The sequence below is a fragment of the Burkholderia sp. MSMB1588 genome (genome assembly GCF_001546925.1).
Lineage (GTDB): Bacteria > Pseudomonadota > Gammaproteobacteria > Burkholderiales > Burkholderiaceae > Burkholderia > Burkholderia humptydooensis.
Genome location: NZ_LNJS01000002.1, coordinates 214,010 through 237,161, shown reverse-complemented (window position 1 = coordinate 237,161; position 23,152 = coordinate 214,010). Strand labels below are relative to the sequence as shown.

The window sequence follows — 23,152 nt, the reverse complement described above, 5'->3', positions numbered from 1 at the left end:
GACGCGCGGGCGCGGCGCGCGAACATCGCTGCCGTGCAGCACGCGCCCGCGCCTTCCGCCGCCCCTTCAACCGGCGTAAGCTGTACGTCCCGCCACGAAGGGAGCCCGTCTTACATGTCGATTTCCCCGGACCGAGAGCAGCGCGCCGCCACCGGCGCACGCCTGCTCGTCGACGCCCTGCTCGCGAATCACGTCGAGCGCGTGTTCTGTGTTCCCGGCGAGAGCTTTCTCGCCGTCCTCGATTCCCTCGCCGACGAGACCGAACGCATCCAGACCGTCGTCTGCCGGCACGAAGCCGCCGCCGCGAACATGGCGGAGGCGCTCGGCAAGCTGACCGGCCGGCCCGGCGTCGCGTTCGTCACGCGCGGCCCCGGCGCGACGCACGCGTCGATCGGCGTGCATACCGCGTTCCAGGATTCGACGCCGATGATCCTCTTCATCGGCCAGTGCGCGCGCGAGCATCTCGATCGCGAGGCATTCCAGGAAATCGACTATCGGCGGATGTTCGGCCAGCTCGCGAAGTGGGTCGCGCAGATCGACGATCCGCGCCGCGTCCCCGAATACCTGAGCCATGCGTTTCACGTCGCGATGTCGGGCCGGCCCGGCCCCGTCGTGCTCGCGCTGCCCGAGGACGTGCTGTCCGAGCCGTGCGCGGCGCAACCCGTCGCGCCCGCGGCGAAGCGCATCGCCGCCGCGCCGTCCGCCGCGCAGATGAGCGAGCTGCGCGAGCGGCTCGCGCGCGCTCGGCGGCCGCTCGTGATCGCGGGCGGCAGCGGCTGGACGCCCGACGCGTGCGCGGATCTGCGCACCTTCGTCGAGCGCTGGCAATTGCCGATCGCCTGCGCGTTCCGCTATCAGGACACGTTCGACAACGAGCATCCGCAGTATGCGGGCGACGTCGGCCTCGGCGTGAACCCCGAGCTCGCGCGCCGCATCCGCGAAGCAGATCTGCTGTTCGCGCTCGGCCCGCGCCTCGGCGAAGCGACGACGGGCGGCTACACGCTGATCGACATCCCGAAGCCGAAGCAGGTGCTCGTTCATGTGCATCAGGGCGCGGATGAGCTGGGACGCGTCTATGCGGCCGATCTGCCGATCGCCTCCGGCATGCCCGAGATCGCCGCGCAGCTCGCCGCGCTCGAGCCGCCGGCGTCGCCCGCGTGGGCGGGCAGCGCCGCCGACGCGCATCGCGCGTACCTCGACTGGCGCGCGCCGCGGCCGATGCCGGGCGACGTGCAGCTCGGCGACCTGATGCAGCAATTGCGCGAACGGCTGCCGCACGACGCGATCGTCACGAACGGCGCCGGCAACTACGCGGCATGGCTGCATCGCCACTTCGCATACCGGCACTTCCGCTCGCAGCTCGCGCCGACGAGCGGCGCGATGGGCTACGGCGTGCCGGCCGCGCTCGCCGCGAAATCGCTGTATCCGCAGCGCACGGTCGTCGCGCTCGCGGGCGACGGCTGCTTCATGATGGCGGGCAACGAGCTCGCGACCGCGATCCAGTACGGGCTCGCGATCATCGTGCTCGTCGTGAACAACGGCCATTTCGGCACGATCCGCATGCATCAGGAGCGCAACTATCCGGGGCGGGTGCACGGCACCGGGCTCACGAACCCGGATTTCGCCGCGTATGCGCGCGCGTTCGGCGCGCACGGCGAGACCGTCGAGCGCACCGCCGATTTCCTGCCCGCGCTCGACCGCGCGCTCGCGAGCGGCCTGCCGGCGCTGATCGAGATCCGCGTGCCGCAGGACGCGTGCACGCCCGCTGCGACGCTCGAGCAGGTGCGCGAGCAAGGGCTGCGCGCGCGGCGCGCCTGACGGCACGGCCGATGAGCGCTCCTTCGCGATGACGACGACATTCGACGAAACCGTGCTGTCGCCCGCCGACGCGCTCGCGTACCCCGGCACGCTGCTCGCGCCGGACGGACGGCTCGTCGCCCCCTACGATCTCGAATGCGCGGGCGCCGACGCGCGCGGCTACGTCGGCGCGGCGGCCCGCGCCGGGCTGTTGCATGCGGCAAGCCGCCCGTTCACGCTCGATTACGCGACGTTGTTGACGGTTCACGTGATCAACGGCATGGGCGTCGCGCTCGGCGATTCGGTGATCGGGCTGACCGCGCTCGCGGCGATCGAGGCGCGCCATCCGCACGTGCGCTTCGTGCTGTACCGGCCCGCGCGCGCGCCCGCGTATGTCGACGCGCTTTACCGGCTCGCGGCCGACACGATCGCGCCGATCCGCGCGCTGCCGTGGCCCGCCGCCGGCCTGCCGGCGCGCGACACGCGCATCGACCTCGGCAATCACCTGTACTGGCCCGCATTCGCGGCGCTGCCGATGATCGACTTCTTCCTCGCGTCGCTCGGCGTGCCGCCCGAGTCGATCGCGGCCGACGCGAAATGCAACCGCTGGCTCGCGCGATTGACGCTGCCCGCGCTGCCGCCCGAATGGCGCGGCCGGCCATACGCGCTGTTCTGCCCGCAGGCGAGCACGCCGCTGCGCAGCATCCCGGCGGCGCGGCGCGCGGCGCTCGTCGAGCGGCTCGCGCGGACCTATCGGCTGCCCGTGCTCGGCTTCGGGCCGATCGATCATCCGGACTATGTCGACGTGAGCGGCCACTCCGCCGATACCGCGCATTTCGTCAGTTGGGTCGGGCAGGCGAGCGTCGCGCTCTGCGCGGACACGTCGGCCGTGCACATCGCGGCCGGGTTCGACGTGCCGACGCTCGCGTGCTTTTCGAGCATCGCGCCCGAGCTGCGGGTGCGCGACTATCCGTTTTGCACGGCAATCGCGCTCGATGTGCCCGAGATGCTGCGCAATCGCCACAAAAGCGAGGCAGCGGACGATATCGCGCAAGTCGACGCCGTGTATCGGCGAATCGACTGGGACACGATCGCGTGGCCGCAGCCGCGGGGGTGAGCGTCGGCGCGGCTGAGCGGCCGATCCCGCCGGCGCGCCGTTCGCCGCCTCAGCAGGCGAGCGCGTCGCGCAGCGTCTCCGACGGCCGCGAGCCGAACATCCGCCGATAGTCGGTCGCGAACTGGCTCAGGTGCCAGAACCCCCACGCGGCCGCCACGTCCTGCACCGAATCCGCCGCGCGCCCGCGCAGGTCGCGCCGCACGCCGTTCAGCCGCAGCGCGCGCAGATAGGTCGCGGGCGCCATCCCGAGCACGTCCTGGAAACAGTATTGCAGCGTGCGCCGGCTCACGTGCAGTTGCTCGCACAGCTCCGGCACGCCGACGGGCCGCGAGCGGTGCGCGAGCACGTAGTCGCGCGCGGCCACGACGATCTTGCGGCGCCGCGACGAATGCTCGACCGTCGCGGCGGCGGCGGGCGACGCGCACAGATCGAACAGCGCCGCGAGCACCTCCGCCTGCAGATCGTTGCGCGCGCAGTCGGACAGCGGCGCGAGCGCCGCGCTCATCGCGTCCGCGTCGTCGAGACGCTGCGCGAGCAGCGCGCACAGCCGCGTGAGCCGCGCCTCGCCGACGCGCACGACGGGCACGAGCGGCAATCGCTCGTCGAGCCCGCAACGCTCGACCTCCTCCGCATAGCGGCGCAGCACCGCGCCGCGCACGACGACGCCGTAGATCGAGAATTGCGCGGGCGTCAGCAGCTCGAATTCGACGTTGCCAGGCCGGAACGCGAGCGCGTCGGCGGCGATCGGCCGCGCGTCGATGCGCGCCGCGCCGTCGCGCGCGACCGGAATGCCGAACCAGTACGCATCGCCGCGCACCTCGCATGCCTGCCGCAGCGTGTGGCTCGTCGTCTCGCGGAACACCTTCATCGTGTCGAGCGGCAGCTCGGTCAGCGTGCCGACGAAGCGGCCCGCCGCGAGCTGGTCGTAGGTCTGGCGCCAGCCGATCAGGTTGCGCGCCTGCTCGTCGGCGTCGTGCGCGACGCTGACGACCGCGCGCCCGGCCGCGCCGCCGTCGCCGTCCGCGCTGCGCCCCGTGTCCTCCGCCGTCGTCTCGGCGCCGGCGTGCCCGTAATCCATCGCGCCTCCTTTTGCGTCGCTGAAGCTGAAACGATCCGCCCGAATACGCAATTCCCGTGCCGAAGCGTACCCCCGCCAAAATCGCCCGCGTCGGTGCGACGCTGTGCCGCGCCTGAACAACCGGCGCGCGGCGGGTGTTCAACGACGGCGCAGTCCGCCGCGCGCAGCCGCGCCGCGCGCGCGCCGAGCCCCGCGCCGGCGCGCCGATGCACCGCGGCGCGGCCCGCTGGCACGGTTTTGGCGTAACGATCAGTGTCGCGCACGTCGCGCGGCGCATCACCGATACCGACATGCGAGGAGCAACGATGAATCACGCGGACATGCAACATCTGAACATCGAATTCCCGTACCGCAAGCAGTACGGGAATTTCATCGGCGGCGAATGGGTCGCCCCGGTCGGCGGCGAGTATTTCGACAACGTCTCGCCCGTCACCGGCCAGCCGTTCACCGCGATCCCTCGCTCGCGCGCAGCCGACGTCGAGCTCGCGCTCGACGCCGCGCACGCGGCGAAGGCGGGCTGGGCCGCGACGGGCGCGGCCGAGCGCGCGAACGTGCTGCTGAAGATCGCCGACCGGATGGAGGCGAACCTCACGCGCCTCGCTGTCGCCGAGACGATCGACAACGGCAAGCCGCTGCGCGAGACCACCGCGGCCGACGTGCCGCTCGCGATCGACCACTTCCGCTACTTCGCGGGCTGCATCCGCGCGCAGGAAGGCTCGATCGCCGACATCGGCGACGACATGGTCGCCTATCACTTCCACGAGCCGCTCGGCGTCGTCGGCCAGATCATCCCGTGGAACTTCCCGCTGCTGATGGCCGCGTGGAAGCTCGCGCCCGCGCTCGCGGCCGGCAACTGCGTCGTGCTCAAGCCCGCCGAGCAGACGCCCGCGTCGATCCTCGTGTTCGCCGAGCTGATCCAGGATCTGCTGCCGCCCGGCTTGCTCAACATCGTCAACGGCTTCGGGCTCGAGGCGGGCAAGCCGCTCGCGTCGAGCAAGCGGATCGCGAAGATCGCGTTCACGGGCGAGACGTCGACGGGCCGCCTCATCATGCAGTACGCGAGCGAGAACCTGATCCCCGTCACGCTCGAGCTCGGCGGCAAGAGCCCGAACATCTTCTTCGCCGACGTGATGGACCGCGACGACAGCTACTTCGACAAGGCGCTCGAAGGCTTCGCGATGTTCGCTCTGAACCAGGGCGAGGTCTGCACGTGCCCGTCGCGCGCGCTCGTCGAGGAGAGCATCTACGATCGCTTCATCGAGCGTGCGTTGAAGCGCGTCGAGGCGATCAAGCAGGGCCATCCGCTCGACGCGCAGACGATGATCGGCGCGCAGGCGTCGGCCGAGCAGCTCGAGAAGATCCTGTCGTACATCGACATCGGCCGCGGCGAAGGCGCGCAGTGCCTGACGGGCGGCGAGCGCAACGTGCTCGGCGGCGAGCTCGCCGAAGGCTATTACGTGAAGCCGACCGTGTTCCGCGGCCACAACAAGATGCGCATCTTCCAGGAAGAGATCTTCGGGCCGGTGCTCGCGGTGACGACGTTCAAGACCGAGGAGGAAGCGCTCGAGATCGCGAACGACACGCTGTACGGCCTTGGCGCGGGCGTCTGGACGCGCGACGGCAACCGCGCATACCGCGTCGGCCGCGGCATCCAGGCGGGCCGCGTGTGGACGAACTGCTATCACGCGTATCCGGCGCACGCGGCGTTCGGCGGCTACAAGCAGTCGGGCATCGGCCGCGAGACGCACAAGATGATGCTCGACCACTACCAGCAGACGAAAAACCTGCTCGTCAGCTACGGCGAGAAGCCGCTCGGGTTCTTCTGATCCCGCGCGGAAGCGGCGCGGGCGGCAGTCGCTCGCGCGCCGCATGATCGGCTTGGCTTGGCCCGGCGGACTCGCGTGTCGATGCGGTTCCGTCGGGCCTTTTTGCGCTTGCGTCGATTCTGCCTTGACGCTTCTGCCGGCCCTTCCGTCATTGGCCCTTCTTCCGCCATCGGCTCTTCAGCCGTTGCGTCGTCCGTCACCGCATCGTTCGTCGGCCACGCGATCGCCGCGCCAAGCCGGCGTGCGGCCGCCGCCCCCTTTCAACCGCACTCGCGATCGAGCGTCAGCGCACGACGATCGCGCGAGCGCGCCGGCCCGGACGCCGGCTCGCCGTGCGCGCGGGTCCGGCTCAGGAACGCGAACGCGGCGAGCGCGCACAGCAGCGTGACGGCCGTCAGCCCTTCGAGCAGGCTGCCGAACGCGGCCGCATAGCTTTGCCGCAGCGCATCGCGCGCGACGCCCGGCAGCAGCGCGGCCGCATGCGCGAGGTCGCCCGTCGCGAGCCGCGCGGCGGCCTCGTGCACGGCGGCGGGCGCGGCGAGCGGCGCCGCCGCGTCGCGCACGTGCGATTGCGCGAACGTCGCGAGCATCGCATTGACGATCGCGAGCGCGATCCCCTCGCCCGCGACGCGCGTCGTGCTGAAAATGCCCGTCGCCATTCCGGCGCGCTCCTTCGGCACGACGCTCACCGACAAACCGTCCATCAGCCCCCACGGCATCCCCGCGCCGAGCCCGATCGCGAGCATCGGCGCGATCGCCGCCGCGCCCGCGCCGGCGTGCAGCGCGCGGCCGAGCCACCCGAGGCCCGCGGCCGCGATCACGAGCCCGATGCCCGAGATCACGCCCGCAGACATCCAGCGCGTGAGCGCCGCCGCGAGCATCGGCACGACGAGCATCGGCGCGGACAGCGCGAGCATCAGCCAGCCGGCGTCGATTTCGCTGAAGCCGTCGATGCCGATGAAGCGCAGCGGCAGCACGACGAGCAGCACGACGTAGCAGCAGCAGGTCGCAACCGGCAGCACCTGCACGCCGACGAAGCGCGGGTAGCGAAACAGCGACAGGTCGAGCATCGGCCGCGCGACGCGCGCCTCGATCGCCGCGAACGCGATCGCGCAGAGCGCCGCGCCCGCGAGCAGCGCCGCGACGAGCGGGCTCGCCCAGCCGCTTGCCTGCGCCTGGATCACGCCGAACGTGAAGCACGACAGCATCGCGGTGAACGCGAGCGTGCCCGCCCAGTCGAGACGCTGCGCATTCGGATCGCGCGACTCGCGCATCCGCGGCACGCCGAACGCGAGCGACAGCGCGCCCGCCACGGCGCCCGTCGCGAAGATCGCGCGCCAGCCGAAGCGCTCGATCAGCACGCCCGCGAGCACCGGACCGAACGCGAGCCCGAGCCCGAACGTCGTGCCGAGCACGCTGAACGCGCGGGTGCGCGCGGCGCCGTCGAACTCCTGGGCGAGCGCGGCCGTGCCGCCCGCCAGCGCCGCGGCGGCCGCAACGCCTTGCGCGGCGCGCAGCAGATCGACGGCGACGATCGACGGCGCGAAGCCGAGCGCGAGCGAGCACGCGGTAAAGCCGCCGACGCCCGCCGCGAACACGCGCTTGCGGCCGAACTGGTCGGCGAGCGCCCCCGCCGCCATCAGCAGGCTGCCGAACGTCAGCATGAACGCGTTCGTGATCCAGTTCATCGCGACCGGGCCGCCGCCGAGATCGCGGCCGATCGCGGGCGTCGCGACCGCGCCGCCCGAGAAGCTGAGCGGCAGCGCGAGCGCGGCGAGGCAGACGGCCGCGAGTATCGCGAGCCGCGCGGCGGAAAAAGATCGGTCCATCATCGTCGCTCCGTTCGAAAAGCGCCGGTCGTCGCGCCGCGGTTTCATCTGCGGCGGCGAACCCTCCGGCCGAGCGACGAACGATAATCCGGATTCAATCGACGAAAAACAACGCAAGATTCCGTATATTGCGGAGTTGAATTCCGCAATATCGACCAACAAAGGGAAACGGAGCGATATGGACAACCTGAACGGCATCGTCGCGTTCGTCCGCACGGCGGAGACGCTCAGCTTCGTCGCGGCGGGACGCAAGCTCGGCGTGTCGGCGTCGGCGGTCGGCAAGACGATCGCGAAGCTCGAGCGCACGCTCGGCGTGCGGCTCTTCCACCGGACGACGCGCAAGGTCACGCTGACCGATGAAGGACGCCATTTCCACGAACGCTGCCACCGCGCGCTCGAAGAGCTGCGCGACGCGCAGGCGAGCGTGTCGCAGAGCGCGCAGACGCCACGCGGCCGGCTGCGCGTGAGCCTGCCCGTGATCGGCTACCGGTTCCTGCTGCCTGTCCTGCCGGAATTCAAGCGCCGCTATCCGGACGTCGAGCTGGATCTCGATTTCAACGACCGGCTGGTCGACGTCGTCGAAGGCGGCTTCGACGCGGTGATCCGCAGCGGCGCGCTCAGCGATTCGAGCCTGATGTCACGCCGTCTCGGACCGTTCAGCTTTCTGCTGTGCGCGTCGCCCGCGTATCTCGCGCAGGCGGGCGCGCCGCGCACGCTGCGCGAGCTCGACGCGCACGCATGCGTGCGCTACCGCTTCCCGACGACGGGCAAGCTGCAGCCGTGGGGGCTGCTGCCCGACGGCAGCGAACCGCCGAACCTGCACACCGCGATGACGTGCAACAACATGGAGGCGCTGCGCGCGGCGGTGATGTCGGGGTTCGGCATCGGCTACATGCCGGATTTCCTCGCGCGCGACGCGCTCGCCGACGGCGCGCTCGCGACCGTGCTCGACGCATACCGGATCGGCCCCGGGCAGTTCTCGATCCTGTGGCCGTCGAACCGGCAGTTGTCGCCGAAGGTGAGGGTGTTCGTCGATTTCGTTTGCGAGCGGCTGTTTCGCGACGCGTGAGCGCCGGACCTCGGCCCCCCGAACGCGTATTGCGTGACACATCGGCTGCCCGCCGGCTCGAAAATACTCGTCCGATTTTCGGTTGCCGCCCGCGCGCGACGCGCGTTATCGTCGTCGCATTGCATCCGCTGGAGCCCGCCATGCGCATCGCCGACCCGCGGCTCGCCGACGTCTGTTACCGCGCGCTCGTCGACCGCTCGCCCGAGTATGCGGGCATGTTCTTCGTCGGCGTGAAGACGACGTCGGTGTTCTGCATCTCGACCTGCCGCGCGCGCAAGCCGAAGCGCGAGAACGTCGAGTTCTTCACGACGTTCGACGACGCGCTCGCGGCCGGCTATCGCCCGTGCAAGATCTGCCGGCCGACGCGCCCGGCGAGCGAGCCGCCCGCCGCCGTCGCGCGGGCGCTCGCGCTCGTCGGCGCGCATCCGCACGAGCGGATTTCCGACGACGCGCTGCGCGCGCACGGCATCGGCCCCGAAAGCCTGCGCCGCTGGTTCGCGCGGCACTACGGGATGACGTTCCACGCGTACCAGCGGATGCTCAGGATCGATGCCGCGCGGCAGACGATGCGCGACGGCGCGCGCACGACCGACGCCGCATTCGACGCCGGCTACGGCTCGCTGAGCGGCTTCGCGCACACGTTCAGGAAAATTTTCGGAGATACGCCGATGCAAGGCGCCCATGCGAACACGATCGTCACCGCCCGCTTCACGACGCCGCTCGGCCCGATGTTCGTCGGCGCGACGGACAACGGCGTCTGCCTGCTCGAATTCGTCGATCGGCGCACGCTCGCCGCCGAATTCGCCGATCTCGAGCGCCTGCTCGGCGCGCGCGTGCTCGTCGGCGAGAACCGGCACACGCGGCAGGCGCAACAGGAGATCGCCGAATATTTCGCGGGCGCGCGGCAGCGCTTCGACGTCGCGCTCGACGCGCCCGGCACCGCGTTCCAGCGCGCCGCATGGCGGCAGTTGCTGACCGTGCCCTATGCGCGCACCGCGTCGTATCAGGAGCAGGCGCGCAAGCTCGGCAGCCCGCTCGCGGTGCGTGCAGTCGCCGCGGCGAACGGCGCGAACCGCATCTCGATCATCGTGCCGTGCCACCGGATCATCGGCAAGGACGGGTCGCTGACCGGCTATGGCGGCGGCCTCGAGCGCAAGCGGTGGCTGCTGGAACACGAGCGCCGGCATGCGGACGTGCCCCTCGAGGCGGCTGAATCGAGCCGGTCGGGCCAATTCGCGTGATGGGCGCGCGGCGTCGCGCCATCGCCGGCCGCGCCGCAACGCGCCGAAACCGGCTCACTCCGCCGCCAGACGCTCCGCTTCCGTCCGCGCGGCGGGCAGCAGCGCATCGCTGTCGTCCTTGAGCCCGACGCCCGTGAGCCCGAGCCGCCGCGCATGCGTCAGCAGATAGTGCAGCTTGTGCGCGGCCGCGTCGTACGGCAGCCCTTCGGGCCGCACGTTCGAGACGCAGTTGCGCTGCGCGTCGTGGCAGCCGACCTTCGGCGCATACGTCAGATACACGCCGAGGCTGTCCGGCGAGCTCAAGCCCGGCCGCTCGCCGATCAGCATCGCGACGAGGCGCGCGCCGAGCAGCTCGCCGATCTCGTCGCCGAGCGCGACGCGCGCCTGCCGCGCGACGACGACGGGCCCGATCCGCCAGCCCTCGAGCTTCGGCCGCACCGCGTTCAGGAGCGGCAGCGCCTGCTTCGCGGCCGCGAACGCCGACAGCCCGTCGGCGACGACGAACACGACGTCCGGCGCTTCGCCGAGCGCCGCGCCGCACCCGGCGAGCAGCGCGCGGCTGTCGTCGGACAGTTTGCGGCCGAGGTCCGGCCGCCGCAGGTAATGCTGCCGGTCCGGCGCGGCGCTCTGCACGCCGAGCGTCGGCAGCCCGGCCGCTTCGATGTCGCGGCGCAGCGCATCGGCGTCGAGCGGCTGATGGACGGCATCGCGCGCCTGCGCATGCGACAGGTTGAACGCGAGCAGCGGCGCGGTCGGCAAGCTGTTGCCCGCGCGGCCGAGCGCGATCCGCGCGTTCGTGAACGACTTCAGTTGCCCCCACGGGTTCTTTTCGACCGCGTCGCTCATGCGGAAAACCCCATCCAGTCGTTCGCGCCGGCGAGCAGCGGCACGCGCGCCGACGCGGCGCGCAGCGCGCCGTGCGCATCCGTGATCTCCATCGTCTCCAGCCACTCCTCGAACTCGGGCGCGCGGCGCAGGCCGAGCACCTCGCGCACGTAGAGCTGATCGTGGAACGACGTGCTCTGGTAGTTCAGCATCACGTCGTCCGCGCCGGGAATGCCCATGATGAAGTTGATGCCCGCCGCGCCGAGCAGCGTCAGCAGGTTGTCCATGTCGTCCTGATCGGCCTGCGCGTGGTTCGTGTAGCAGATGTCGCAGCCCATCGGCACGCCGAGCAGCTTGCCGCAGAAGTGATCCTCAAGCCCCGCGCGGATGATCTGCTTGCCGTCGTACAGATATTCGGGGCCGATGAAGCCGACCACCGTGTTGACGAGAAACGGCTCGAACGCGCGCGCGACCGCATACGCGCGCACTTCGCAGGTCTGCTGATCGACGCCGTGATGCGCGTTCGCCGACAGCGCGCTGCCCTGGCCCGTCTCGAAGTACATCAGGTTGTCGCCGACCGTGCCGCGCTTGAGCGCCAGCGCCGCATCGCGCGCCTCGGCGAGCAGCGCGAGCGAAACGCCGAAGCTCGCGTTCGCCTGCTCGGTGCCCGCGATCGACTGGAACACGAGATCGACGGGCGCGCCCTTCTCGATCGCCGCGATCGTGTTCGTCACGTGCGTGAGCACGCACGATTGCGTCGGCACGCGGTAGCGCTCGCGGAACGCGTCGATCATCGCGAGCAGCTTCGTGATCGCGGCGAGGCTGTCCGTCGCCGGGTTGATGCCGATCATCGCGTCGCCGCAGCCGTACATCAGCCCGTCGAGCATCGATGCGGCGATGCCCTTCACGTCGTCGGTCGGATGGTTCGGCTGCAGCCGCACCGACATCCGCCCCGGCAGCCCGACCGTGTTCCGGAAGCGCGTGACGACGCGGCGCTTTCTCGCCGCCGCGATCAGGTCCTGATTGCGCATCAGCTTCGACACCGCCGCGACCATCTCCGGCGTGAGGCCGGGCGCGATCCGCTCGAGCGCGGCCGCATCGGCTGCGCTCGACAGCAGCCAGTTGCGGAAATCGCCGACCGTCAGGTGCGAGATCTCGGCGAATGCGTCGCGCGAATGCGTGTCGACAACGAGGCGCGTGACCTCGTCGTCTTCGTAGGGAATCACCGCCTCGTTCAGGAACGCGTCAAGCGGCACGCTCGCGAGCGCCATCTTCGCGGCGACGCGCTCCTCCTCGGTCGCGGCCGCGACGCCCGCGAGCTGGTCGCCGGAACGCAAAGGGCTCGCCTTCGCGAGCAGCGTCTTCAGGTCCGCGAAGCGGTAGGTGCGCGGACCGATCGTCTCCGTATATCGCATCTGGACTCCTTGTCGTCGCGGCCGCGCGCCGCCCTCCGGCGCGCGGCACGCGCTTTTCACTCCTCCAGCAGCGCGTCGGCGGGTGCGGCCGCGCGCTGCGCGCGCGTCGCGAGGAAGTAGCCGTACCCGAGCGCGACGAACGCGACGAAGATCGACGCGACAAGCGCGTTGAAGTACACCATCGTGCCGAGGCACACGAGCGCCGCGACGAGCGCGAACGCCGGGAAGAACGGATACAGCGGCGCGCGGAACGGGCGCGCCATCCGCGGCTGCGCGCGGCGCAGCTTGAAGAGCGCCGCCATGCTCACGATGTACATCACGATAGCGCCGAACACGGACATCGTCACGATGTTCGCGGTGAGCGTCTGGCCGCCGAACTGGATCAGCTCGTCGCTGTAGATCGCGACGATGCCGACCACACCGCCCGCGAGGATCGCGCGATAAGGCGTCTTGAAGCGCGGATGCACCTTCGCGAGCCATTCGGGCAGGTAGCCTTCGCGGGCGAGCGCGAAGATCTGGCGCGAATAGCCGAGGATGATTCCGTGGAACGACGCGACGAGGCCGAACAGGCCGAGCCACACGAGCATGTGCATCCAGCCGCTGTTCGCGCCGACGATGTACTTCATCGCCTGCGGCAGCGGATCGTTGATGTTCGCGAGCTTGGTCCAGTCACCCGCGCCGCCCGCGAACACCATCACGCCGATCGCGAGAACGACGAGCGTCAGGATGCCGGCGACGTATGCGATCGGGATCGAGCGCTTCGGGTTCTTCGCTTCCTCGGCCGCCATCGCGACGCCCTCGATCGCGAGGAAGAACCAGATCGCGAACGGGATCGCCGCGAACATGCCGTGGAACGCGCCCGCGCTGAAGTGATCCGCGCCCGCCCAGCCGCCCTTCATGAAGTTGCTCCACGCGAAGCCCGGCGACACGACGCCCATGAACACGAGCAGCTCGAAGATCGCGAGCAGCGTGACGACGAGCTCGAACGTCGCGGCGATCTGCACGCCGACGATGTTCAGCGCCATGAACACGAGATACGCGCCCATCGCCGCGTGCTTCGGCTCGAGGCCGGGAAACTGCACGTGCAGGTACGCGCCGATCGCGAGCGCGATCGCGGGCGGCGCGAACACGAATTCGACAAGCGTCGCGACGCCCGCGAGATAGCCGCCCGCGGGGCCGAACGCGCGGCGCGCGTACGCGAACGGGCCGCCCGCGTGCGGGATCGACGTCGTGAGCTCGGTGAAGCTGAAGATGAAGGTCGTGTACATCGCCGCGACGAACAGCGCGGTGACGACGAAGCCGAGCGTGCCCGCGCTCGCCCAGCCGTAACTCCAGCCGAAGTACTCGCCCGAAATCACGAGACCGACCGCGATCCCCCACAGTTGCCACGTGCCGAGCGTCTGCTGAAGCGCCGACCGCGCTGCGCCGCCGCCCGCGCCGGGGCGGCCATTCGACTCTGTCTGCATGAATCTCTCCTCGAAGGGGCGGAGCCCGGCGCCGAGATAGGCCCGCCCCGCCACTGAGAATCGATGCTAGTGAGTCATTAATCGACGTGTTATCGAAAATCGGCAAACGTCCGCGCTTTCATTTCGCATACGGAAATATTTCCGGCGGCTGGCGCGCGCGTGCGGTCCGTCCGCCTTTCGCCATTCATCCGCTTCGACTGCTTCGACTGCCTCGGGCGCGTAGCGCGACAGCGAACTTATGTCGTCCGGCACACAGATCGCCGCCGCGCGCGCCCCTACATTGTCCGTACGCAGCAAGCGTACCGCGCGCCGCCTTCGAGCGGCGCGCGGCTTACCCACGAAAGACCATTCCAATGACCGAGAGACCATGCGGGACTCCTATCTCGATACCGCTCGGGGTGCGGGCATCATCCTCGTCGTATACGGCCACGTGCTGCGCGGCCTGTTCGCGGCCGGCCTCGTGCCGGCCGGCTGGCCGAGCGCCCTGCTCGCCGCGGCCGACTATACGATCTACACGTTCCACATGCCGCTCTTCTTCCTGCTGTCGGGGCTGCATGTGCCGAAGTCGCTGCAGCGCACGGGCGACGTCTTCCTGCTCGCGAAGCTGCGCACGATCGTCTATCCGTACTTCGTCTGGTCGCTGCTGCAAGGCGCGGTGCAGATCGCGCTGTCGTCACACGGCATGAATCACGCGTTCACGCCGCGCGATCTGCTCGCGATCGGCTGGCGGCCGTTCGGGCAGTTCTGGTTCCTGTACGCGCTTTTCATCTGCATGCTGATTGCATGGGGGACGTCGATCGTCGCGCCGCGCATGCGGGTGCGCGGCGGTGCGAACGGCGAGCGAACGCGCGCGCTGCGCGCCATGTCCACCATGCCCGTCGCACTCGCCGCGCTCGCGATCGGCGGGCTCGCCATCGTCGTGTTCGTCGCCGGCTCCGTGACGCAGTGGGGCATCGTGTCGATGACGCTCGCGTACTTCCCGTTCTTCGCGCTCGGAATGCTGATCGGCAACCCGTTGCCCGCACTCGTCGAACGCGCGTCGAACGGGCTCGCGCTCGTCGCCATCGCGGTGACGTTCGCGGCATCGTCGGCATTCGCGCACCGCTTCGGCGAGCCGGACAGCATCTGGGCGCTGCCCGCCGCGCTATCGGGCAGCGCGCTCGTGCTGCTCGTCGCGTATCGCGCGACACGGCGCGGCGATGCGGCGCAGCGTTCTCCAGCGCGTCGCCCGTCATGGCTCGAATACGTCGGCTTCGCGTCGATGCCGATCTATCTCGCGCACATTCTCGCGACAGCCGCGACGCGCATCGCGCTCGTCAGGCTCGGCATCGTCGAAGTCGGCGTGCAGCTCGCGCTCGGCACGCTCGCGGGCATCGTCGGCCCGATGCTGCTGTACGCGCTCGCGCTGCGCACGGGAGTCGCGCGGCTCGCCGGCTTCCCGCCGCTGCCGGCCGGCTGCGCGATGATGCCCGACAAAGGCCGGATCGGCAGCGCGGATGCGGCTTGAGCGCCGGCGCAGTCATCAGGAACGCTAACCGTTCCGCTCGCGCCAAGAATCCGGGACGAGATGCCGGAACGAGCCGTCGCCGTATGCGCGCTCGACCTTCGACACGACGACGTGATAGCCGTCGTACCAGCGGCGGAACTGGCGCTTCGCATCGAGATGTTTCGGATGCGCAGCGAACGCACGCAGCGTTTGCTCGTCGCGCCAGTAGTAGCTCGCGTTGAACATCAGGCCGTCGGCCGAGCGCCACGATTCCATGCCGACGAAACCGGGCAGGCTCGCCGCGACCGCGTCGATCGTCTCGGTCAATTGCCGGAATTCGTCGTCGATTTGACCGAGGCGGTAAATGAATGCGGCGATATACATCGTTCGGTATCCTGTCGATTGCGCGCACGCGCGTTGTCGTGGTGTGTGAGTCGCTCAGGAGAGCCGCGACATCGTCGCGAGGCGCACCGCGAGCAGCACGAAGAGCGCGGCCAGGCCGGCCGACGCCGCGCGATGCCCGATGAAGCCCCGCACCGCATGGCCCGCCGCGCCGAGCAGCGCATGAAACGCAACGCTGATCGCGGCGAGCGCGCAACCAAGCGCCGCCAGTTGGCCGGCGACCGACGCGCCGTGACGATCGACGAATTGCGGCAGAAACACGATGAAGAACAGCAGCGCCTTCGGATTCGACAGGCTGTTCAGCATCGCGCGCACGCCAACCGACCATAGCGACCGCTCCGTCGAGGCGACCTTGCCGAGCGAGCCCGGACGGCGCACCGCGCGGTACGCCATCCACAACAGGTAGGCCGCGCCCGCATAGCGGATCAGATCGAACGAAGGCGGCCACGCGGCCACGGCAGTCGCGACACCCGCCGCCGTCAGCGCGGTGAGCACGAGATCGGCCGCGCCGATGCCGAGCGCCGCGGCAACGCCGCCGCGCAGCCCGTGTGCCGCGCCGTGCGCGATCACGAAGGCCATGTTCGGCCCCGGCGACATCAGCAGCACCAACACGGCCGCGGCGAAAAGCGACAAAGTGGATGTCTGGATCATGTCGGCGAAGGTTTGCGTGAACGACACGTGCAGCGTAATCTGGTCGCCCGATACAAACAAAGAATTGTTCTAGATACAACGCGATGGCCGAATCACGCTACCAGACGATCGTCGACGACTTCGCCGCGCGCATCCGCGCGGGCACGCTCGCGCCCGGCGCGCAATTGCCGACGGTGCGCGCATTGACGAAGCAGCACGGCATCGCGCTCGCAACGGCGTCGCGCGTGTACGCCGAGCTCGCGGAAGCGGGCCTCGTCGTCGGCGAGACCGGACGCGGCACGTTCGTGCGCGACACGTCGCTGCCGCGCGGGCTCGGCCTCGAGCAGCAGCCGGCGAAGGCGGGTGCGATCGATCTGACATTCAACTATCCGTCGCTGCCGGGCCAGGTCGAGCTGCTGCGCGGCGGCCTGCGCAACCTCGCGGCGTCCGGCGATCTCGACGCGCTCCTGCATTCGGCGCCGCAGGGCGGCCGCCGGCACGAGCGGCAGACCGTCGCGCGGCACCTGCGCAATCGCGGCATCCGCGTGCCGGCCGAGCAGGTACTGATCGTCAACGGCGCGCAGCAGGGGCTCGCGGTCACGCTGATGGCGACGATGAAGCCGGGCGAACTGCTCGCGATCGACGCGCTGACCTATCCCGGCATGAAGGCGCTCGCGCACGCGCACCGGATCGCGCTCGCGCCGCTGCCGCTGTCGGCCGCGCAGGATCTCGATCTCGACCGGCTCGATGCGCTTTGCAGGAAGCGGCCGGTGCGCGCGGTCTACACGATGCCGACGCTGCACAACCCGCTCGGCTCCGTGATGTCCGCGGCGAATCGCGCGCGTCTTGCCGAGCTCGCCGAGCGTCACGATCTGCTCGTCATCGAGGATGGCGCCTACGCGTTTCTCGCCGAGCCCGCGCCGAAGCCCGTGTTCACGCATGCGCCCGAGCGCACGGTCTACGTGTCGGGGCTGTCGAAGAGCGTCGCATCGGGCTTGCGGCTCGGCTTCGTCGCCGCGCCGGAACGGCTCGTGCCGGCGCTCGAGCGCGCGATTCGCGTGTCGACGTGGAATACGCCGTCGCTGACGGTCGCGCTTGCCTGCCAGTGGATCGACGGCGGAATCGTCGACACGCTCGAGGACCGCAAGCGCAAGGACGCGCGGCGGCGGCAGACGCTCGCGCGGCGGATCTTGCGTGACGGCGACGTCGTCTCGCATCCGTGCGCGTACTATCTTTGGCTCACGATGCCCGAAGAATTGCGCGCGGACCGCGTCGCGGGGCAGCTCGAACGCGACGGCGTGCTCGTGACGACGGCCGAGCCGTTCTCGACCGCGGCGAGTGCGCCGCATGCGCTGCGGATCGCGCTCGGCTCGATCGCGCTGGAGTCTCTCGAAGACGCGTTGCGCAAGGTGCGGCGCGCGGTGCTCGGCTGACGGCTCGCGCCGAGCACCGCGCGGACGCACTGTCACATGCGGTCACACGCGGCTCGGCGGCATCACTCCTGCTTGCCGCGCTGATTGAACCAGCGGTCGAGCAGCTTGCCCGCCGCCTCGCGGCCGCCGAGGCCGAACGACAGCGCGACCGCAACCGCGATCGCGCCGAGCACGAGGCCGAACGCGAGCTGCACGATCTCGTTCGCGATGCCCATCGCGCGCAAGCCCATCGCGAACACGAGGCCGAGGATCGCGAACTGCGCGATACGCGACAGCAGGCGGCTGTGCTCGTTGTCGGCCTGCTCGATTACGCGGCGCGCGAGGCCCGCGAGCCAGAAGCCGATCACGAGGATCACGCCGCCCATCAGCACGTGCCCGCCGAACTCGATGAACAGCGTGACGACATCGCGCACCTGCGTGAAGCCGAGCCGGTTCGCGGCTTCGACGGTCGCGAACAGCATCGCGAAGAACACGATCAGCCGGCCGGCGAGCACCGAAGGCTGCAGCATTCCGGTGAACACGCGTTCGACGCCGAGCATCGTGGGCAGGCCGTCGACGCCCGCGGCGACGAGCAGCTTCTGCACGAGCGCACCGACGAAGCGCGCGACGTAGAACGTGACGAGCACGATCACGACCGCCGCGACGATGTCGGGCACCGCGTTGAGGAACTGACCGAGCAGGTCGGTCGCGGGCCGCGAGATCGCCTCGATCTTCAGCGCGTCGAGCGCGGAGATCAGCGTCGGCACGAACACGAAGATGAAGACGACCGTGCCGACGAGATTCGAGATCTTCACGGGCGTCGGGCTCTCGACGCTTTGCGTGAGCCGGTCGGCGCCCGCCGCGACGAGCAGGTTCGTGACGAGCCCGCGCAGGATGCGCGCGACGAGCCAGCCGACGAAGCCGATCACGGCCGCGGCGAACACGTTCGGCACGATCGCGAGGATCTTGTCGATCATCCCCTGCACGGGCGACAGCAGGCCGTTCAGATCGAACGCGGCGAGAATCGCCGGAATGAACATCAGGATCACGAGCCAGAACAGCACGTCGCCGAGATACGAGCTCATCGGCCGCATCCCCGCCGTCTCCGACAGCTTGCTGTCGATCTTGCTCGCCTTCAGCGTCTTGTCGGCGAGGCTGCGCAGCAGCGACGCGATCAGCCATGCGACGAGCGTGAGCGCCGCGCCGCCGATGAGGTTCGGCAGATAGTTGATGATCTTCGTGACGAGCAGCGAGAACGGATTCGAGATCGCGTAGAGGTTCAGCACGTTGAAGATGCCGACCGCGGTCACGAGCAGGATGAGCCAGAACAGGCCGCCCGCGATGATGCGCTCCACCTGCGCGCCCTGGCCCGTGCTTTCGGCGATGCGCGCATCGACCTTCAGCGCGCCCAGCAGGCGGCGCACGCCCGCCCGGACGATCACGGCGATCAGCCAGCCGATGACCAGAATGCCGAGCGCGCCGGCGATCTTGGGCAGATAAACGCCGAGCGTGCTCTGCATCGACGTCAGGAAACTGGATGAATCCATATGTTCTCTCCCGAAAAGCGTGATGTTGCGTTGGACCTCGACGAACAACCTGCGGACTCCGAAGAAAACCGGGCTCCGCAGCCGGCGACCTTACACGGGGAACGATGACGGCTTCAATCGTGCTTCACTGTACTCGAACTTTAATCTGAGGGATCGATCCTGCTAACAAAAATCGTGCGCCAGCATGGTGCGGCGACGGCCCGCGCATGCGCGCGGATCGATGCCATTCGTTGGCGTAATGAAGGGTTCGCGCGCGCGGAGGCGCGGTTCGCGCCGGCGAACCGCAAGCATGCAACGAATCGGCCGATTGATGAGGAATGGAAGAATGTGAGCCGATGTCGTTCGCCGCTCGCATGCGATGCGCCGATATGTTGTGCGAGCGCAAACGACGCGGCCCTGAATCCGAATGCCGGCCCGGTACTTGCTGGGCGATTCGCCGCGCCGATGCGCGGCGCATGGCCGCGCGCGTCTCCCTGTGCTGCTGCGGCGCGGCCGCGGTCCTGCGCGAGTGCCCGGCCGGCGCGCGGCCGGGCGTCGCAGGTCATCCGCGCTGCGACGAGACGGCCGCCCCGCACTGCGGGCAGAAGCGCGCCGACGCATCGAGCGGCGCGCGGCATGCGCCGCATGCAGGCGGCGTCTGCGATGCGCCGCATTGCGCGCAGAACTTCGCATCCGCGCCGTTGATCGCGCCGCACTTCGCGCACGCGGCGCTCTGCGCGGGCGCGCTCGCTTCGCCGCGCAGCGGCGCGCCGTCACGCGCGCGATCCCAACCGCCGCCGCGCGGCGCATCCTGACGGCCCCAGCCCTGGCTACCGTAGCCGCCGTGGCCATGACCGCCATGACCGCCGCGATCGTCGTAGCCGCGGTCATGGCCGTGCCCGCCGCCCGCCCCGCCGTCATGACGGCCGCGCCGGCCGCCGCCTCCGTGATGCCGCCCGCCGACGATCCACTTGAGCCAATCCATCGCCGCCTCCGTTCATTGACCGCGGCGCAGCAGCCGCAAGCCATTGCCGACGACGATGAGGCTCGCGCCCGCGTCGGCGAACACCGCCATCCACATCGTGCCCATCCCCGCGACCGTGAGGCCGACGAACACCGCCTTCACGGCGAGCGCGAACGTGATGTTCTGCACGAGCACGCGATGCGTCGCGCGCGACAGCCGCACGAACGCCGGGATCTTCCGCAGATCGTCGTCCATCAGCGCGACGTCGGCCGTCTCGATCGCGGTGTCGGTGCCCATCGCGCCCATCGCGAAGCCGATGTCGGCGCGCGCGAGCGCCGGCGCGTCGTTGATCCCGTCGCCGACCATGCCCACCGCGCGGCCGCCCGCCGCAAGCTCTTCGACGGCGGCGAGCTTGTCCTGCGGCAACTGGTTGCCGCGCGCGTCGTCGATGCCGACCTGCTGCGCGATCGCTTGCGCGGTGTGCGGGTTGTCGCCTGTCAGCATCGCGGTCTTGATGCCGAGCGCGTGCAGCTCCGCGAGCGCCGCGCGGCTCGTGTCCTTCACCGTGTCGGCGACCGCGAAGAGACCGAGCACGCGCGTGCCGTCGATCAGCATCACGACCGTCTTGCCCTGCCGCTCCAGCTCGTCGAGGCGCGCTTCGAGCGCCGGCGTGCAGCACTCGAGCTCCTCGACGAGGCGATGATTGCCGAGCCAGTACGGCACGCCGTCGATCGTGCCGCGCACGCCGCGGCCGGGAATCGCCTCGAAGTAGGCGACGTCGAGGAATGACGCGTTCTTTGCGCGGCCGGCCCCGCCCAGGCCGCCCAGGCCGGCTTCGGCCGCGTTCGCCACCGCGACCGCCTGCGAAACCGGGTGGTCCGAGCGCGCGGCGAGGCTCGCGGCGAGCCGTCGCACGCGCGCGGCGTCGACATCGGCCGCGCGCCCCTCGAAATCGGTCTGCACCGGTTTGCCGCGCGTGATCGTGCCCGTCTTGTCGAGCGCGAGCCACGCGAGCCGGCGCCCCTGCTCGAGGTACACGCCGCCCTTCACGAGAATCCCGCGCCGCGCGGCCGCCGCGAGCCCCGACACGATCGTGACGGGCGTCGAGATCACGAGCGCGCACGGGCACGCGATCACGAGCAGCACGAGCGCGCGGTAGATCCAGTCGCGCCACGCGCCGTCGAGCACGAGCGGCGGCGCGATCGCGACAATGAGCGCGATCGCGAACACGATCGGCGTGTAGACGCGCGCGAAGGTGTCGACGAAACGCTGCGTCGGCGCCTTCGCGCCCTGCGCCTCCTCGACCGCGTGGATGATCCGCGCGAGCGTCGTGTTGCTCGCGACCGCCGTCACCCGATATTCGAACGAGCCGGCCTCGTTGATCGTGCCCGCGTACACCGCGTCGCCTACGGCCTTCTCGACGGGCAGGCTCTCGCCCGTGATCGGCGCCTGGTTGACGCTCGAGCGGCCGGCGACGATCTCGCCGTCGAGACCGATCCGCTCGCCGGGCTTCACGCGCACGACCGCACCGAGCGCGACCTGCGCCGCGTCGACCGGCCGCCACGTGCCGTCGGGCTGCTTGACCGTCGCGGTGTCGGGCGCAAGGCGCATCAGGCTCTGGATCGCGTTGCGCGCGCGATCGAGCGAACGCGCCTCGATCAGCTCGGCGACGGTGAAGAGCACCATCACCATCGCGGCCTCGGGCCACTGGCCGAGCGCCATCGCGCCCGTCACCGCGATGCTCATCAGCGCATTGATGTTCAGGTTGCCGTTGGTGAGCGCGATCCAGCCCTTGCGGTACGTGCCGAGGCCGCAGGTCGCGACCGCGGCGAGCGCGAGCGCGGCGGCGAGCCACACCGGCAGTTGCAGCCACGTGGCCGCCTCCGACGCGGCCGCCGCGACGCCCGCGATCGCGAGCGGCCACCACGGGCGCGGCGCATCGGCCGGCGCGGATGCAGCGGGCCGGCCCGACGCGCCGGCATCCGCCTGCTCGGGCGTCATGCCGAGCGAGCGAATCGCGCGGGCGATGCCCGCCTCCGCGCCCGGCGCGTGCTCGACCGTCAGCATCCGCTGCATCAGATTGAATTCGAGCGCCGCGACTTCGGACATTCCGCCGAGCTTCTTGCGGATCAGCGTCTCCTCGGTCGGGCAGTCCATCTGCATGATCCGGAACGCCGAGCGCGCGCGGCCGTCGGCGGCCTTTCGCGCGCCGGGCAGCGGCGCGAACGCGACCGGCGCGGGTGCGCAGCACGCCGCGCCGGCGTGGTCGTGGTCGTGACCGTGTTCGTGCGGATGGTCGCCGTTCGCGTGCGAACCGGGAACCTGTCCGTGGCCGCGCGAATCGCCATCGCATAATTGACCGGCGTGACGTGCCTGCGTTTCGGCGTCGCCATGCGGATGATCGTGCGAGCAGCAGCCGTCGGCGCGCGCCGAAACGCGCGCATCGTTCAAATGCGCGCTGTCGCGATCGGATTCGGGCGTTCGCGGCCGGCTTTCGGCCCGGGTGGCCTCGGTCATGGCAACCTCCTGAGTGATTGACGGTGTACAGTTAACACCTTGAAGTCACTACAAGGTCAACTCTTTTGTAAGGAGATTCGAATGAAAATCGGCGAACTGGCGAAAGCGGCGCGGTGCACGCCCGAGACGATTCGTTTCTACGAAAAAGAGGGGCTGATGCCCGACGCGGAACGGACCGATTCCAACTACCGCAACTACACCGACGCGCACGTCGAGCGGCTGCGCTTCATCCGGAACTGCCGCGCGCTCGACATGACGCACGACGAGATCCGCGCACTGCTGCGCTTCACCGACGATCCGGCGGATCGCTGCGATTCGGTCAACGCGCTGCTCGACGAACACATTGGTCACGTCAACACGCGGCTAGCCGAACTGCAGCACTTGCGCACACAGTTGATCGAATTGCGCGAGCGGTGCCAGGGCGAGCACGCGGTCGAGGATTGCGGGATCGTGCATGGCCTCGCGTCGATGGAAACGCCAGACATGCCGGGCAAGCGCACGCACGTCGGCTGACGCGCCGCCGCGGGATGCCCTGCCGGCAGGCATTGCACG

General features: G+C 70.0%; 18 protein-coding genes. 8 read left to right on the top strand and 10 right to left on the bottom strand.

Going from position 1 to position 23,152, the window contains the following annotated elements:
- The first annotated feature begins 114 nt into the window (after positions 1 to 114).
- Together WS92_RS29305 and WS92_RS29300 are read left to right on the top strand one after the other, a co-directional pair.
- A complete protein-coding gene (locus tag WS92_RS29305; protein WP_059933179.1) occupies positions 115 to 1,818 on the top strand; it encodes a thiamine pyrophosphate-binding protein in 1,704 nt (567 codons plus the stop codon).
- A 28-nt stretch (positions 1,819 to 1,846) separates the two neighbouring features.
- Complete coding sequence (locus WS92_RS29300; RefSeq protein WP_059933177.1) at positions 1,847 to 2,914, top strand: glycosyltransferase family 9 protein; 1,068 nt, start codon at positions 1,847 to 1,849, stop codon at positions 2,912 to 2,914.
- A 49-nt stretch (positions 2,915 to 2,963) separates the two neighbouring features.
- Here the strand turns inward: WS92_RS29300 and WS92_RS29295 are convergent, their stop codons facing one another.
- Positions 2,964 to 3,992, bottom strand: a complete 1,029-nt coding sequence (locus WS92_RS29295; protein ID WP_059933176.1) for a helix-turn-helix domain-containing protein — start codon at positions 3,990 to 3,992, stop codon at positions 2,964 to 2,966.
- Positions 3,993 to 4,297: 305 nt separating this feature from the next.
- On the opposite strand from WS92_RS29295, the gene adh reads away from it, so the two are divergent.
- Positions 4,298 to 5,818, top strand: coding sequence for an aldehyde dehydrogenase (adh, locus tag WS92_RS29290; RefSeq protein ID WP_059933210.1), 1,521 nt, complete (start codon positions 4,298 to 4,300; stop codon positions 5,816 to 5,818).
- Between the two features lie 260 nt (positions 5,819 to 6,078).
- On the opposite strand, the gene WS92_RS33810 is transcribed toward adh, so the two are convergent.
- Positions 6,079 to 7,647 carry an MFS transporter gene (locus WS92_RS33810; RefSeq protein WP_082743820.1) on the bottom strand — a complete coding sequence of 523 codons (1,569 nt, stop codon included), beginning with the start codon at positions 7,645 to 7,647 and terminating at the stop codon, positions 6,079 to 6,081.
- Between the two features lie 178 nt (positions 7,648 to 7,825).
- Here WS92_RS33810 and WS92_RS29280 point away from each other — a divergent pair, with 178 nt between their 5' ends.
- Both WS92_RS29280 and WS92_RS29275 read left to right on the top strand, forming a co-directional pair.
- On the top strand, positions 7,826 to 8,716 hold the full coding sequence (locus WS92_RS29280; RefSeq protein WP_006023898.1) for a LysR family transcriptional regulator: 891 nt from the start codon (positions 7,826 to 7,828) through the stop codon (positions 8,714 to 8,716).
- Positions 8,717 to 8,856: 140 nt separating this feature from the next.
- Positions 8,857 to 9,957, top strand: coding sequence for a bifunctional transcriptional activator/DNA repair enzyme AdaA (locus tag WS92_RS29275; protein ID WP_059933173.1), 1,101 nt, complete (start codon positions 8,857 to 8,859; stop codon positions 9,955 to 9,957).
- A 54-nt stretch (positions 9,958 to 10,011) separates the two neighbouring features.
- On the opposite strand, the gene eutC is transcribed toward WS92_RS29275, so the two are convergent.
- From eutC to eat, 3 genes are read right to left on the bottom strand one after another with little or no spacing between them, the layout of a single operon-like run.
- Positions 10,012 to 10,803 (bottom strand): ethanolamine ammonia-lyase subunit EutC, encoded by a 792-nt coding sequence (gene eutC / locus WS92_RS29270; protein WP_015600554.1) that lies wholly within the window; start codon positions 10,801 to 10,803, stop codon positions 10,012 to 10,014.
- On the bottom strand, positions 10,800 to 12,197 hold the full coding sequence (locus tag WS92_RS29265) for an ethanolamine ammonia-lyase subunit EutB (RefSeq protein WP_006023901.1): 1,398 nt from the start codon (positions 12,195 to 12,197) through the stop codon (positions 10,800 to 10,802). The genes eutC and WS92_RS29265 overlap by 4 nt, the downstream gene beginning before the upstream one ends.
- A gap of 56 nt (positions 12,198 to 12,253) precedes the next feature.
- Positions 12,254 to 13,663 (bottom strand): ethanolamine permease, encoded by a 1,410-nt coding sequence (gene eat / locus WS92_RS29260; RefSeq protein WP_059933171.1) that lies wholly within the window; start codon positions 13,661 to 13,663, stop codon positions 12,254 to 12,256.
- Between the two features lie 367 nt (positions 13,664 to 14,030).
- On the opposite strand from eat, the gene WS92_RS29255 reads away from it, so the two are divergent.
- Positions 14,031 to 15,170, top strand: a complete 1,140-nt coding sequence (locus WS92_RS29255; RefSeq protein WP_059933169.1) for an acyltransferase family protein — start codon at positions 14,031 to 14,033, stop codon at positions 15,168 to 15,170.
- Between the two features lie 24 nt (positions 15,171 to 15,194).
- On the opposite strand, the gene WS92_RS29250 is transcribed toward WS92_RS29255, so the two are convergent.
- Both WS92_RS29250 and WS92_RS29245 read right to left on the bottom strand, forming a co-directional pair.
- On the bottom strand, positions 15,195 to 15,533 hold the full coding sequence (locus WS92_RS29250; RefSeq protein ID WP_059933167.1) for an antibiotic biosynthesis monooxygenase family protein: 339 nt from the start codon (positions 15,531 to 15,533) through the stop codon (positions 15,195 to 15,197).
- Between the two features lie 54 nt (positions 15,534 to 15,587).
- Positions 15,588 to 16,202, bottom strand: coding sequence for a LysE family translocator (locus WS92_RS29245; protein WP_059933204.1), 615 nt, complete (start codon positions 16,200 to 16,202; stop codon positions 15,588 to 15,590).
- Positions 16,203 to 16,285: 83 nt separating this feature from the next.
- On the opposite strand from WS92_RS29245, the gene WS92_RS29240 reads away from it, so the two are divergent.
- Positions 16,286 to 17,614, top strand: coding sequence for an aminotransferase-like domain-containing protein (locus WS92_RS29240; RefSeq protein ID WP_015602306.1), 1,329 nt, complete (start codon positions 16,286 to 16,288; stop codon positions 17,612 to 17,614).
- A gap of 62 nt (positions 17,615 to 17,676) precedes the next feature.
- On the opposite strand, the gene WS92_RS29235 is transcribed toward WS92_RS29240, so the two are convergent.
- The 3 genes from WS92_RS29235 to WS92_RS29225 all read right to left on the bottom strand — a co-directional run bounded on the left by WS92_RS29235 (position 17,677) and on the right by WS92_RS29225 (position 22,600).
- Positions 17,677 to 19,140, bottom strand: a complete 1,464-nt coding sequence (locus WS92_RS29235; protein WP_015602281.1) for a mechanosensitive ion channel — start codon at positions 19,138 to 19,140, stop codon at positions 17,677 to 17,679.
- Positions 19,141 to 19,681: 541 nt separating this feature from the next.
- Positions 19,682 to 20,104 carry a zinc ribbon domain-containing protein gene (locus tag WS92_RS29230; RefSeq protein ID WP_059933166.1) on the bottom strand — a complete coding sequence of 141 codons (423 nt, stop codon included), beginning with the start codon at positions 20,102 to 20,104 and terminating at the stop codon, positions 19,682 to 19,684.
- Between the two features lie 12 nt (positions 20,105 to 20,116).
- Positions 20,117 to 22,600 (bottom strand): heavy metal translocating P-type ATPase, encoded by a 2,484-nt coding sequence (locus WS92_RS29225; protein ID WP_059933164.1) that lies wholly within the window; start codon positions 22,598 to 22,600, stop codon positions 20,117 to 20,119.
- 81 nt (positions 22,601 to 22,681) lie between these two features.
- On the opposite strand from WS92_RS29225, the gene cadR reads away from it, so the two are divergent.
- Positions 22,682 to 23,113 carry a Cd(II)/Pb(II)-responsive transcriptional regulator gene (cadR, locus tag WS92_RS29220; RefSeq protein WP_006023912.1) on the top strand — a complete coding sequence of 144 codons (432 nt, stop codon included), beginning with the start codon at positions 22,682 to 22,684 and terminating at the stop codon, positions 23,111 to 23,113.
- Positions 23,114 to 23,152 lie beyond the last annotated feature (39 nt).

Bases quoted from the DNA above. Each gene is read 5' to 3' on its own strand.
- WS92_RS29305 (WP_059933179.1), top strand. From the start codon at position 115: ATGTCGATTTCCCCGGACCGAGAGCAGCGCGCCGCCACCGGCGCACGC.
- WS92_RS29300 (WP_059933177.1), top strand. From the start codon at position 1,847: ATGACGACGACATTCGACGAAACCGTGCTGTCGCCCGCCGACGCGCTC.
- WS92_RS29295 (WP_059933176.1), bottom strand. From the start codon at position 3,992: ATGGATTACGGGCACGCCGGCGCCGAGACGACGGCGGAGGACACGGGG.
- adh (WP_059933210.1), top strand. From the start codon at position 4,298: ATGAATCACGCGGACATGCAACATCTGAACATCGAATTCCCGTACCGC.
- WS92_RS33810 (WP_082743820.1), bottom strand. From the start codon at position 7,647: ATGGACCGATCTTTTTCCGCCGCGCGGCTCGCGATACTCGCGGCCGTC.
- WS92_RS29280 (WP_006023898.1), top strand. From the start codon at position 7,826: ATGGACAACCTGAACGGCATCGTCGCGTTCGTCCGCACGGCGGAGACG.
- WS92_RS29275 (WP_059933173.1), top strand. From the start codon at position 8,857: ATGCGCATCGCCGACCCGCGGCTCGCCGACGTCTGTTACCGCGCGCTC.
- eutC (WP_015600554.1), bottom strand. From the start codon at position 10,803: ATGAGCGACGCGGTCGAAAAGAACCCGTGGGGGCAACTGAAGTCGTTC.
- WS92_RS29265 (WP_006023901.1), bottom strand. From the start codon at position 12,197: ATGCGATATACGGAGACGATCGGTCCGCGCACCTACCGCTTCGCGGAC.
- eat (WP_059933171.1), bottom strand. From the start codon at position 13,663: ATGCAGACAGAGTCGAATGGCCGCCCCGGCGCGGGCGGCGGCGCAGCG.
- WS92_RS29255 (WP_059933169.1), top strand. From the start codon at position 14,031: ATGCGGGACTCCTATCTCGATACCGCTCGGGGTGCGGGCATCATCCTC.
- WS92_RS29250 (WP_059933167.1), bottom strand. From the start codon at position 15,533: ATGTATATCGCCGCATTCATTTACCGCCTCGGTCAAATCGACGACGAA.
- WS92_RS29245 (WP_059933204.1), bottom strand. From the start codon at position 16,202: ATGATCCAGACATCCACTTTGTCGCTTTTCGCCGCGGCCGTGTTGGTG.
- WS92_RS29240 (WP_015602306.1), top strand. From the start codon at position 16,286: ATGGCCGAATCACGCTACCAGACGATCGTCGACGACTTCGCCGCGCGC.
- WS92_RS29235 (WP_015602281.1), bottom strand. From the start codon at position 19,140: ATGGATTCATCCAGTTTCCTGACGTCGATGCAGAGCACGCTCGGCGTT.
- WS92_RS29230 (WP_059933166.1), bottom strand. From the start codon at position 20,104: ATGGATTGGCTCAAGTGGATCGTCGGCGGGCGGCATCACGGAGGCGGC.
- WS92_RS29225 (WP_059933164.1), bottom strand. From the start codon at position 22,600: ATGACCGAGGCCACCCGGGCCGAAAGCCGGCCGCGAACGCCCGAATCC.
- cadR (WP_006023912.1), top strand. From the start codon at position 22,682: ATGAAAATCGGCGAACTGGCGAAAGCGGCGCGGTGCACGCCCGAGACG.